Raw genomic sequence first — 12,308 nt, forward strand, 5'->3', positions numbered from 1 at the left:
CGCTCTAAGCCTACAGCTGCTTTCTGCTTACACGCTTTACAATGGACTATGCTGGTCTTTCTTCGCCTTGGCCCGGGAGCGGATCTTCTCTGCATAACCCGGCTTATTCTCCTGCCTTGCTCTGGCAATCGCCAGATCGTTCTCCGAAACCGGACGCGTGATAGTGGAACCGGCGACAATGAATGCGCCCTTGCCCACTGTAACCGGAGCAACAAGATTCACATTGCTGCCGATGAAGGCATCATCGCCAATCTCAGTTCTGAACTTATTATAGCCGTCATAATTAACGGTGATCGCGCCGCAGCCTATATTGACATTCTTGCCGACCTCAGCATCACCGACGTAGCTTAAATGAGATACCTTGGAGCCGTCGCCGATTGTAGCATTCTTGATCTCCACGAAGTCGCCGACCTTAACACCCTCACCCAGAACGGTGCCGGGACGTAAATACGCAAAAGGCCCAACGGAAGCCCGTGTGCCGACCTGAGCCTGATTCAGCACGGAATGCTTCACAGCCGCTCCGTCCATAATCACGCAGTCTTCAATTTCGCTTGCCGGACCGATCACACAATCTTCGCCGATCACTGTCTTGCCCTTGAGTACCGTGCCTGGATACAGCACCGTATCTGCTCCAATCTCAACCTCTGCCCCGATGTAGGTGGAAGCCGGATCGATGATAGTGACTCCGCCGAGCATATGCCCCCGGTTGATGCGCTGACGCATATAGCCTTCGGCCTCAGACAAAGCCAGGCGGTCATTTACACCAATGGACTCCGCTGCATCGTGGGCCTGATAACCCAGAACGATATCGCCCTGCGCCCGGAGTATGCCGATAACATCCGTCAAATAATACTCCTGCTGGTTGTTGGTGTTCGTAACCTTCTCCAGAGCGGCAAAGAGCTTAGCATTATCAAAACAATACGTCCCTGTATTGATCTCGTGAACCGCAGCTTCACTCTCTGTGCAGTCCTTCTGTTCCACAATCTTCAGCACTCCGCCGTCTTCGCCGCGGATAATCCGGCCATATCCGGCAGGCTGCTCCATAACAGCAGTAAGGACTGTTGCAGCGGCATTCTGTGCTTCATGCAAAGCCATCATGCCTTCAAGTGTCTCGCTCATGACAAGCGGCGTATCGCCGCAGATAACAATGGTGGTTCCTTCTTCACTGCCCAGAAGATCCTTGGCCTGCTTGACGGCATGGCCGGTTCCCAGCTGGACATCCTGCAGCACATATTCGGCATCCCCGCCTAAATATGCCTTAACCTTTTCGGCGCCGTGCCCTACGACAACTACATTACGCTGGCATCCGGTCGCCTTCACTGTATCAAGCACATGCCCTACCATGGGTTTGCCGCAGACAGGGTGCAGTACCTTGTATAATTTAGATTTCATGCGCTTGCCTTGACCTGCAGCAAGTACAACAGCCATTCTCTTCAAGAATGCCAACCTCCTACTTCTTGAACTCACTACTGAATATATCTCATTCCGGGCAAAAAGAAAAGAGAACCATGCAGGCATGGTTCCCTTTTCTTCGAACCCCAATAAAATCACCCCACAAAGTGAGGCTTTGGCTCCAAGGCTGACCCGGGTACTTTGCGGGAACCCCGAAACATATAATGCGGTGTGGGCTGTGCCGCCCTTGGGGAGGCAGCAACTCCCGGAGAGTCAGCGGTTCACCGCTTAAGCTCCCTCTTCAATAACTTCCTCTTCTTCCGTAGCGGCACGTTCGTACTCGGCCAGAACCGCAGATTGAATCTTTTCGCGCGTTCCCGAAGAAATCGGGTGTGCGATATCGCGGAATTCTCCGTCAGGTGTACGCTTGCTGGGCATTGCAACAAACATCCCGTTATTCCCGTCGATGACGCGAATGTCATGAACAACAAACTCGTTATCGATTGTAATGGATGCGATTGCTTTCATTCTCCCCTCAGAGTTAACGCGGCGGAGTCTGACATCCGTAATTTGCATGTGTGTGTTCACCACCTTTTTCCATCAGAGACTTGGTGTATAATTCCACACAGCAAAGCGAATTCCTTCTTTTTCATTCCAAATAATGCCTGATTAAGAAGATTATTTTTGCAGAACCGTCAATTTCGACAGATTTCGTGCAGTTATCTTATGAATCCTCACAGTTTCGACATTATGCCCTACTTTTCAGAACCGGCCTCATCACTCGTTCAGGAGGAGAAATAATTGCCCGGAAACGCCGAAATACGCCGCACCTTGGAGTCCACCTCTGTCAGCTTCACCAGTGACACGTAGTCATGCAGCAGACGCTCTTCATTCTCCACATCGCCGGACTCTACCAGCACACCTACGCCTGCGACCTCTGCATTGAACTCACCCAGCAGATCAACCATGCCGCGTACAGTACCGCCCGCCTTCATGAAATCATCGACAATCAGCACCCGGGATTTCTCGCGCAGCGCCCGTCTGGACAGAGACATTGTATGGATGCTCTTATGGGAGCCCGACACATAGTTGATGCTTACAGCTGAGCCCTCCGTCACCTGATGGTCACGGCGGACCAGCACAACCGGTAGTCCCAGCTGAGCAGCCGTTGCATACGCCAGCGGAATCCCTTTGGTCTCCACCGTCATGACGACGTCAATCTCCACACCGTAGAAGGCTGTAGCAATGATCTTGCCGGCCTGCTCCATCAGGGACGGGAGGCCGAGCAAATCCGACATATACAGATAACCGCCGGGCAGAATCCGGTCACTCTGCTCAAGCTGCCCGCACAGACGGTTCACGAAGGCAAGCGCCATGTCCATGGGCATGCGCGGAATATACCGCACTCCGCCTGCTGCCCCGGCCAGTGTCTGCAGCTCGCCCATTCCTTCGCCTTCAAATACCTCTTTTATAATAGCCAGGTCCTCGCTGACCGATGACTTCGCCGCGCCGTACCGCTCTGCAAAAGTAGACAGCGGCAGCAGATCATGCGGCTTCTCCAGTAAAAATTGGGTCATATCAACTAACCGTTGGCTTCGTTTAAGTTTTTTCACGGAATGCTCCTCGCCAAAACCGAATATTACTATGAATAATATCATTATTGTACGGATTTACACAAGCGAAAACCGCTTTGCCGCCGTTATCAGAGCAGGGTCCCGTTCCGCTTAGCTAAGTGAACGCACTGCATAGACTTCCTTACAGAATCCGCGCAGCCCGTTATAAATTCTGGCCACCTTGGAGTGCTTGGAGACAAGACCAAATACGGTCGGACCGCTCCCCGACATCAGCACGCCGTCTGCACCCAGCTTCAGCATCGCTTCCTTGAGCTGCTGCACCTCAGGGTGGAGCTTCAGCGTCACTTCCTCCAGCACGTTGCCAAGACCCTCACAGACGGCTGAGAAGTCACCGGCCTCCAGAGCCTGCTGCATGCGCAGTGCGGACGGATGCACCGCTATATTGCCGGCGCGCACGCGTCCGTATACCTCTGCCGTCGATACATTGATCGGCGGCTTCGCCAGGATGACCCACATTTGCGGCGGATTCGCGATTGGAGTCAGCCGTTCGCCCCTGCCCGTAGCCAGGGCAGTACCTCCCGTGACGCAGAACGGGACGTCTGAGCCCAGCTCAGCGCCCAGTTCCTGCAGCTCGTGCACCGGGATGCCCAGGCGCCAGAGACGGTTCAGGCCGCGCAGCGTAGCCGCGGCATCGCTGCTGCCGCCGGCGAGGCCGGCAGCGACCGGAATTCTTTTGTCCAGATGGATATGTACTCCGCTTCTGACGTTATACCGGTCCTTGATCAGCCTTGCCGCCTGGAAGGCCAGATTCTTCTCATCCAGCGGAATATATCCGGCCTGGCTTGAGATAATAATCGAATCCCGCTTCAGCTCCGAAAGCTCCAGACGGTCCGCCAGATCGACCATTGTCATTATCATTTCCACTTCATGAAATCCGTCAGCCCGCTTATGCAGCACATCCAGCATCAGATTAATTTTTGCCGGTGCCTTCTCATACATTTTCAAGGCGTTCACCCACCCTCAGCTTTTCCCGTACAAAACAACTTAACATATTATATGAGAAACTGACAATGAAGTCCATTAAATATACATCCGGTTCTAAGAAGCAGAAAAGGTACCGCCCGCAGGCGATACCCGGTGCGGCACGACACCGCTATAACAACTTACAATTTCCGCGCAGCAGCCTGCTCTGCCAGCTGAATCGCCCGCTTCACCATATTCCCGGCGTCCACTGCCCTGATCCCGCCCCAGCCCTCCTGCTCAACCGTTTCGTAGAACCCAAGCTCCTTCGCCAGCTCCGTCTTCAATTCCTCCGACATCATGCTCCGTCTTCTGCGGCTCATTACGAATTCCTCCCTTGTATGCTGCTCTATGATGAACGTACTGCCTGTATAGTATGCAGCCAGAAGGCCAGTGTCATTCAGCAGAATTCAGGAAGACCCCAACATGCAAAAAACAGCCCCCCTGCAAGGGAGACTGTCATGACGCTAAGCTTTGATATACATAATCCGCATCTGCCCATCGTCTTCGGTAACTGTGATTTCCACAGATTCAGTAAGTATATCGGCATAGCTATAGGAGACACGCTTGAATGTCTGCTGCTCCTGATCGAGTTTGACAATAAATACAGAAGGGTACGTTTCTTCCAGGACACCGGTGCGTTCAACGGTCTTCCGACGGCCACCGTTAGCCCGCAACGTGATCTTATGACCGACGTGAGCTTCAAGACTGCGTTTAATTTCCAACAGCGCGTTATTAGCCATTGCCTGACGACCACCTCTTTCCTTGTCCATTATACAACTTCTATAACCACTTGTCAAATTAAATAAATAATTATAGATGATGACAAAAAAGTTGTCAACGGAATTTTTTTAGGCGAAGAAAGTCCTGATCTAAACACCTTGTTATCTGTAATGATGACTGGTTGCTCCCTTGGTCATCTTGTGTCAGAAGCTGCTTCCTTAACAGCAAAAATAGGATAAGCACGAATGCTTACCCTATTCCTTCGACCTGTTCAGTTATCGCTTGCCCGGTTACAGCACGGAAGGTGCAACCTTCAGCGTAGCCAGGTTCTGGAGCTGGGGCATTCCGATCCGGAAGCTGCCCCGCGTCTCTATTCCGCCCATCCCCTGATTGCCGCTGATCGTATGGCTCAGTACATCGCTTAAGTTCACCGTATCCCGGATGGAGGTAAAAGAGGCCTTGGCCGCGATATACACCGGGTCCAGAGCATGAATGAGTATTCTGCCCGGGGAGCTGGCGAAATTGGCACCATTGCCCAGAAGAGCCTCAAAGTGCGACTGGCAGGCTCCGGCTACGATCGTCAAGGCATCGAAATTTCGCTCATATTCACGGGCCACCCGGATCGCTGCCACAAAATTCTGTGAATTCTTATAACTGCTCAGACTGTACAGATCATAATTCTGCTGTTGCTTAAGTACTCCATCATGGCCGGTAATCACTACGATATCAGGACGCACTCGGGGCAGCAGACGGTACAGCGTCTCCGCCATTTTGGATTCGTTGACGTGATGTCCCTCCGCCGGTATACGCAGCTGCTCGTAGAGGCTCAGGCTCTTCTTCAGATAGAGCGCATCCCCGTCCAAATGCAGGACCTTGCCCGGCACTTCAAAGTAAGCCGCCTCCTTCGGAGATGGGCCCCAGGTCCCCGTAGACCCCGATACGCTCTCACCGCTCCGCTGGCTCTGGATCTGCCGGTCTTTACGAAGCCAGCTTAGTGATTCTGTTGCCTTGATCTGCGCACGCGCTCCCCGCTCGGTAACCCGTGTAGGAGGCACCTGAACCAGATCCTCCAGCGGGGAATCCGCCAGAAGACGAAACTCCGTGCCTTTAATGACTGCTCTATTCTGCAATATATTGTCTACCCGGAAGGTCACATCGCCGCCATAGGATTTACGAATGACCAAGTCTCCTAGATTCATTACAACACCACCTCTACCCCATGTTATGGGCAAAGGCCCCGGTTGGTTCATCCACCGGGAGGGTTTTCTGTATTCTATGCGATACCTGCGGCCAGAAGAACCGCACTGAGCCGCGCATACTCTTCAATGCTAAGCGTCTCGCCGCGCCGCGACGGTTCAATTCCGGCTTCGGAGAGCAGCGCCTCCAGGCGCTCCCTCCCTTCTTCCGGAAAGTAGCGGGCCTTAAGATTATTTGCAATCGTCTTGCGCCGCTGGGTGAAGGAGGCCTGAACCACATCAAAGAAATGCTTCTCGTCCGCTACCTCTACCGGTGGACGTTCTCTGACCTTCAGCCGGATCACAGCCGATTCCACATTCGGCTGCGGGATGAAGACCGTACGCGGCACCATGCAGACCAGCTCAGGCTCGCTGTAATACTGGACGGCAATACTCAGGCTGCCGTACTCCTTGCCGCCTGGAGACGCCGCCATACGCTCAGCAACCTCCTTCTGGATCATGACTACGATATTATCCAGCGGCAGCTTCTCCTCCAGCAGCTTCATCAGGATGGGAGTAGTCACATAATACGGCAGGTTAGCTACGACGCTAACCCGGTCCCTGCCCGCGAAATCCTCAGCGAACAGCTCCTGCAGATTCACCTTCAGCACATCGTCGTTACGGATCTTCACATGGGAATATGGCGACAGGACATCTCTAAGAATCGGAATCAGCCTGCGGTCAATCTCTACCGCAGTGACAGCCCCGGCTGTCATCGCCAGCCGTTCCGTCAGTGCTCCGATCCCCGGCCCAATCTCAAGCGCACCGGCTGTGCTGTCCAGTCCGGCGGCATCCACGATTTTATCCAGAATATTCTGATCAATCAGAAAGTTCTGGCCCAGGCTTTTTTTGAAGGAGAATCCGTAACGCTGAATTATCGCTTTGGTTCTTGTTGGGGACGAGATATTCTCGATACCGCTCATGAAGTAATGCCTCCCTGATCAATTTGGGCGAGGGCCTGCGCGAATTCTTCGCGGGTAATGCCGAACATCGCCAGACGTTTGTACAGCTGCTTGCCATTGCAATAACCGATACCGAGCAGATTGCCAAGCTGCATTCTGCGCTCAGCCGCCCGGGGATGCACCATCAGCCCTGCGTCCATGAGTTCATCCAGCCCGATGATAGCCGGTGCCCCCTCGAAGGAGGTATGTACATGCTCCAGCGCATGGCGGATAGCCTCAGGCGAAGCATTCTCTATTCCGATATCCCCCTTGCGGGTAGCATCCTTCTCCGGGATGAAGGCATGCTTGCAGCCCGGCACCTTGGCCGCGACGATTTTGCGGATTCGCTCTCCGGCATGATCCGGGTCGGTAAGAATGATAACACCCCGGCGCTCCATGGCCAGCCTGATCTTGGCAATGACCCTGCTATCCACTGCCGAACCCCCGGTTTCAATCGTATCGGCCTCAACCGCCCGCTTAACGGCAACGGTATCACTTTTCCCTTCAACCACAATTAGCTCTTTAATCATAAATAATTTTACTCCTTACTCCAGAACGCAAAAAGAAGAGGATTCGCTCCCCTTCTTTTTGGCTAAAGAATGTATAAGTGATGAGCGGCAGCTCTCTAAAATTTCGTAAGTGCTTCCCTCACTATATCGTATTAACCGCTAATTTGCAAAAGACATTACGTTTAGTTCAGCTCCGGCTTCACAGGTCCGATCACATAAAGTGTGCGCGACTTGCGGCCGAAATTACGGGCATGGCTCAGCGAATCGTAATAGACATCCACCTTGTTGCCTTTGATGGCACCGCCGGTATCCTCTGCTCGGCGAAACCCTAATCCTTCAATGTACACCCACCAGCCAATTGGTATAACACTGGGATCTACAGCTATCGTGCGGCCTTCCGTTACGCGTGTACCGGAGGCAGTACGTGTTCCAATACCCGGTTCCTGCGACGAATACGCGGTCATGGATACGTTTTTGATCATTCTTTTATACTCGAAATCCACACCAGCCTTACTGGTAACATTGCTGGCCTTTGCGCTGGCTTTAGATGACTTGGAGGTTGTTACAGGTTTGGAGACTTTGGCAGTAACTACGACGGGCTTAGGAAGCGGCTTGGTACCAATGGCAATGACTTTGTCCTTGGTAACCGTCTGTACTTCCTTGCCGATCATGCGCATGGATGCCAGCTCGCCATCTTGATAGATCTTCTCGATGTGCTGAATCATTACGCCAGGCTTACCTGCCTGTGCCACTCTTACGGTTCCCTTGGTCAATGAGGGGTCTGCTGTCTTAATGACCCGGAAAGGCAAATTAGTTGTCCGTTGGACCACATGCTTGTTAATCCGGACAATTTTGATTTCCATGTCTGCAGATACTGCGGTGTCTAGCGAAGGGTAAATCTTGTCTAAGCCTTCCAGGCTGTAGCCCAGCTTGCCGATGGCCTGACCAATGGTATCCTCGGTCGTAAATAACGTCTCGGTCTTTCCGTCTACGGTAAGAGCGAACTTTTGCGCAGTGTTAATCACGATACGGTCGCCGTCTTTTATTTCATCACTAAGGCCAATAGATAATTCATCATGCGCCTGCAGCGTAATCTGTTCCTTAGCCAGCACATCACTGAACAGCGTTTCCCGCGTCTCCAGTGTCTGTACCTGTCCGTCTATTACTAGGGTAATTTCTTTTTTGCTCAGACCGTGTACGTACAGCAGTATTAACAGTGCGATAACAATCGATGCCACACCGGCAAGTAAAACTACGCGGGGATTTACTTGCTTCAACCGTAATGCGAAAGACCTGCTGGATGATTGCGAATCATGGGATACCTCTGGTTGGAATACGCCCACTCTTTCCATCCTCCTTACATAGCCCCGTCGTCCAAGTTATATCAAGGTAGACTGTATCATTTCTGACGAAACTAGGTTTGAGTTTGCAACAGGATACGCCCGCACTTGCTTCAGCGTTTCCTGCTCATGGATCGCCTGCTCGGCATAGGTACTCCGGAGATCTGTTATATAACAGTATGCCGGGAGCATCCTCATTATTCAAAACAAAAGAAGCCTAAAAAAGAGTTCATAGAGGACTCTTTCGTGGCTTCCCGGTGTCGAATACGTCGGAATGCTTATGCACGAGGTTTCCTCTCTTACTTGCGCTTACGGGGTTAGCTGTCGGGTTCGGACATAAGAGAGACGCCCTATCTCAGGTCACCCGCTCACGGCGGTTGCCCTCAAATTCACCCCAAGACCACGTAAAGAAATCAAATAATGCCTGCGGCAATTCTGCGTTAGTACTCTTGTACGTTCATGCGGCAGAGCATTATTGGTTCCCCCATTCTCCACTTCCGGAGACTCAGCGAGACGATCCATGAAATTAGTGACTGTCACAGTTACAACAGCTCACTGCACTGAAAAGATGATATCCTGTTTTGATACATGTTGTAAAGGACGATTCAACCACGTTTACGTAAAAAAATGATTAAAATATTGTAATAATCGGCCGTTTTTCCGTTATAAAAGTTTAATATATCCGCTATACTTCATTTTTCACCGCTTTTACTCCCGTTTTCATAGTATTCCAAATCGTTCCAGTGCGTTCGCATACGTAATTTCCGCCAATTCCTGTAATTCAATCCCTTTTATTGCCGCGGCCGCCTCCGCTACCAGTCTCACATGAGCAGTCTCATTTCGCTTGCCCCGGAAGGGGTGCGGAGTCAGATATGGGGAGTCGGTTTCGATCAGCAGCCGGTCCAGCGGAGTCTGGGCAAGCACCTCTTTGGGCACACGTGCATTCTTGAACGTAATCGGTCCTCCAAAAGAAAGATGGAAGCCCAAATCAAGACACATTTTGGCACTTTCCCAGCTGCCGGAGAAGGAGTGCATTACGCCGCCAACCTCGCCTGCCTTCTCCTCTCGTAGGATGCGGATCACATCTTCATGAGCATCGCGGTTATGAATACAGATTGGCATCTTCAGCTCACGGGCCAGCCCGATCTGCTTGCGGAATACTTCATGCTGCACATCCTTAGGGGAGGTGTCCCAATAGTAATCCAGTCCAATCTCACCGATGGCAACCACCTTGGGATGAGTGCACAGGGAGGCGATCCATTCCAGATCTCCGTCCTTCATCGTGATGGCATCCTGAGGATGCCAGCCAACAGCTGCATAAATATAATCATATTTCTCGGCAAGCTGCATGGTCGTCGGTATCGTGTCCCGGTTAAAGCCGATGTTGATCATCTTACTGACGCCAGCTTCCAGTGCCCTGGCAATGACCTCTTCGCGGTCTTCGTCGAATTGTGGAGCGTCCAGATGGGTATGGGTGTCGAATAACTGCATTACATTACATCCTTTCGGCCTGTTATTGTATCTATAATTCCAAGCTTGATCGGTTATTTGGCAAAAATCTCTGCGATGGACGCCGGCAGCTGTGGAAGGGCTTTCTGCAGCCTATCCTGCGGAAAATACAGATGGTGTCTGCCGCGGTGAATACCGCTGATGGAGCGGACAATATCCGAGACCTCGGAGATTTCCCTCAGCCGCTCATGCTTGTCCAGAAGCAGGATCTGCTTGCTGTCAAAGCCGTCTCCCGGACGGAATACGTCATAAGGAAGATCGGTGGGATAATCAATTTCCAGGTCATAATCGGGCCGGAGTCCCGCACCGGCAAAGCTGCGGCGGATTTCGCCAATTGTGTCTGCATCGAGATGCTCCATCTCTACATATTTATACAGTTTACGATGGATAAACCGGCTGCACAAGTCGCTCAGGATCTCATCCTCCTCCAGCGTCCACTGCATGAAGGCAGTCTGCATCAAGGCTTCATCCAGCAGCAAATACTGCCCGACCGTTACCTCTCCGCTGAACAGATCACTTAAAGGCTCGATCATGAAACGGAAGGCATGCTGCTGCTGCACCAGTTCCTTGGCCCGGCGGAGAATCTGTCTGAGAATAATCTCTGAGCTGCGGGTTACCGGATGGAAATAGACCTGCCAGTACATCTGATACCGCGACATCAGGTAATCCTCAATCGCATGCATCCCCGATTCCTTCACAACCACCCGGCCGTCATAAGGACGCAGCATCCGCAGAATCCGGTCGATGTCGATGGTTCCATAATTCACCCCTGTATAATAGGCATCCCGCAGCAGATAATCCATCCGGTCAGCATCAAGCGGTCCCGACACCAAATTGACAACAATTTCATGCTCATAGGTTTTAGAGATGACCGAGGCCACTTTACCGGGGAAATCTTCAGCCACATCACGCAGAATAGCAGTGATCTCTGTATCCTCCAGAATGATACGGCAGGTCCAGTCTTCATGATCCATTTCGAAAGCTTCTTCTATAGAATGTGAAAAGGGGCCATGCCCCAAATCATGCAGCAGTGCCGCACATAGGGTAAGCAGTCTCTCCTCCGGCATCCAGTCCTTGTAGCCGCTCCGTTCAAACTGGGAGATAATCCTCCGCGTAATCTCATATACCCCCAAAGAATGGGAGAACCGGCTGTGTTCCGCCCCATGAAAGGTCAAATAGGAGGTGCCCAGCTGCCGGATGCGCCGCAGACGCTGGAACTCCATAGTATTGATCAGTCTCCAGATAATAGTGTCCTGTACGTGGATATAATTGTGAACCGGGTCCTTAAATACCTTCTCTTCTGACAGCGGTTGCTTCATGAAATCATCTCCTTTTCTTGTTTTATATACTATATTGTCGCTATTTGTCGAATAATAGCGATTTATACACTGCCAAATCGACAACATCTTCATAAGCTATTTTAGAGTGATTTCCCCGGTCAAACGCGGAATAAATGTAGTCTCAAAAGATTCCTTAAAATTAGCCTGAAAAAAGGTTGACTGTTTTGGGAATGGTTGGTATTATAAATATCATAAAACAGTGAAGAATGTCGAATAATGACGCTTTTGAACATTGAGAGGAGCAACGATTGTAATGATGAAATCAACAGGAATTGTACGTAAGGTAGATGAGCTTGGACGGGTCGTTATTCCAATTGAATTGCGTCGCACCCTGGGCATTGGAGAAAAAGATGCGCTCGAGATTTACGTGGACGGTGAGCGGATCATGCTTAAGAAATACGAGCCTGCTTGCATTTTCTGCGGCAATGCTGAGAATGTAACTTACTTCAAGGGTAAAATTGTTTGCCATGAATGCATTTCGGCTATCCCTACCCCTGTGACAAACTAAAATAAATAGGGTATAATAGGAACTAATCCAATTGTTAATTCTAACCTTTTTATATCTCCTTGGCCTCCCGTTCGCGCGGGAGGTATTTTTTTTATGTGCTTTTTGGGGACTTTCCCCGGATACCCCTTTTTTTAAAAAAAATCTAACGGACCGAAAAGACCTTATTCCCACGAGAACGCCACCTTTTGCAGCGTAACGGACTCAGACGACCTTATCG

General features: G+C 51.3%; 13 protein-coding genes and 1 riboswitch. Of the genes, 1 reads left to right on the forward strand and 12 read right to left on the reverse strand.

Annotation, left to right across the window (positions count from 1 at the left end; all coding sequences use genetic code 11):
- Positions 1-36 precede the first annotated feature (36 nt).
- From glmU to NSU18_RS19550, 12 genes are all read right to left on the reverse strand, one after another.
- Entirely contained in the window at positions 37-1,437 is a 1,401-nt protein-coding gene (gene glmU / locus NSU18_RS19495) for a bifunctional UDP-N-acetylglucosamine diphosphorylase/glucosamine-1-phosphate N-acetyltransferase GlmU (RefSeq protein WP_341015464.1), read from the reverse strand.
- 243 nt (positions 1,438-1,680) lie between these two features.
- Entirely contained in the window at positions 1,681-1,968 is a 288-nt protein-coding gene (spoVG, locus tag NSU18_RS19500; protein ID WP_036696395.1) for a septation regulator SpoVG, read from the reverse strand.
- Positions 1,969-2,177: 209 nt separating this feature from the next.
- Complete coding sequence (gene purR, locus NSU18_RS19505) at positions 2,178-3,005, reverse strand: pur operon repressor (protein ID WP_036723965.1); 828 nt, start codon at positions 3,003-3,005, stop codon at positions 2,178-2,180.
- 111 nt (positions 3,006-3,116) lie between these two features.
- Positions 3,117-3,971, reverse strand: coding sequence for a 4-(cytidine 5'-diphospho)-2-C-methyl-D-erythritol kinase (gene ispE / locus NSU18_RS19510; protein ID WP_341015465.1), 855 nt, complete (start codon positions 3,969-3,971; stop codon positions 3,117-3,119).
- A gap of 158 nt (positions 3,972-4,129) precedes the next feature.
- Entirely contained in the window at positions 4,130-4,309 is a 180-nt protein-coding gene (locus NSU18_RS19515) for a small, acid-soluble spore protein, alpha/beta type (protein WP_036723967.1), read from the reverse strand.
- 144 nt (positions 4,310-4,453) lie between these two features.
- Positions 4,454-4,729 carry a biofilm formation stimulator Veg gene (gene veg, locus NSU18_RS19520; RefSeq protein ID WP_036696386.1) on the reverse strand — a complete coding sequence of 92 codons (276 nt, stop codon included), beginning with the start codon at positions 4,727-4,729 and terminating at the stop codon, positions 4,454-4,456.
- A 270-nt stretch (positions 4,730-4,999) separates the two neighbouring features.
- Positions 5,000-5,908: a sporulation peptidase YabG gene (yabG, locus tag NSU18_RS19525; protein ID WP_341015467.1), complete on the reverse strand. Its 909-nt coding sequence runs from the start codon at positions 5,906-5,908 to the stop codon at positions 5,000-5,002.
- Between the two features lie 74 nt (positions 5,909-5,982).
- Positions 5,983-6,867 carry a 16S rRNA (adenine(1518)-N(6)/adenine(1519)-N(6))-dimethyltransferase RsmA gene (gene rsmA / locus NSU18_RS19530; protein ID WP_341015468.1) on the reverse strand — a complete coding sequence of 295 codons (885 nt, stop codon included), beginning with the start codon at positions 6,865-6,867 and terminating at the stop codon, positions 5,983-5,985.
- Positions 6,864-7,415: a ribonuclease M5 gene (gene rnmV / locus NSU18_RS19535; protein ID WP_341149823.1), complete on the reverse strand. Its 552-nt coding sequence runs from the start codon at positions 7,413-7,415 to the stop codon at positions 6,864-6,866. The genes rsmA and rnmV overlap by 4 nt, the downstream gene beginning before the upstream one ends.
- A 161-nt stretch (positions 7,416-7,576) precedes the next feature.
- Positions 7,577-8,737: a 3D domain-containing protein gene (locus NSU18_RS19540; RefSeq protein ID WP_341149824.1), complete on the reverse strand. Its 1,161-nt coding sequence runs from the start codon at positions 8,735-8,737 to the stop codon at positions 7,577-7,579.
- 288 nt (positions 8,738-9,025) lie between these two features.
- Positions 9,026-9,255, reverse strand: a riboswitch (cyclic di-AMP (ydaO/yuaA leader).
- A gap of 199 nt (positions 9,256-9,454) precedes the next feature.
- Positions 9,455-10,225: a TatD family hydrolase gene (locus NSU18_RS19545; RefSeq protein WP_341015471.1), complete on the reverse strand. Its 771-nt coding sequence runs from the start codon at positions 10,223-10,225 to the stop codon at positions 9,455-9,457.
- Between the two features lie 53 nt (positions 10,226-10,278).
- Positions 10,279-11,562, reverse strand: a complete 1,284-nt coding sequence (locus NSU18_RS19550; RefSeq protein ID WP_341149825.1) for an HD domain-containing protein — start codon at positions 11,560-11,562, stop codon at positions 10,279-10,281.
- A 274-nt stretch (positions 11,563-11,836) separates the two neighbouring features.
- Here NSU18_RS19550 and NSU18_RS19555 point away from each other — a divergent pair, with 274 nt between their 5' ends.
- On the forward strand, positions 11,837-12,091 hold the full coding sequence (locus NSU18_RS19555) for an AbrB/MazE/SpoVT family DNA-binding domain-containing protein (RefSeq protein WP_019914502.1): 255 nt from the start codon (positions 11,837-11,839) through the stop codon (positions 12,089-12,091).
- The last annotated feature ends 217 nt before the right edge of the window (positions 12,092-12,308 follow it).

It is taken from the genome of Paenibacillus sp. FSL H8-0048, assembly GCF_038002825.1.
Classification (GTDB): domain Bacteria; phylum Bacillota; class Bacilli; order Paenibacillales; family Paenibacillaceae; genus Paenibacillus_AQ.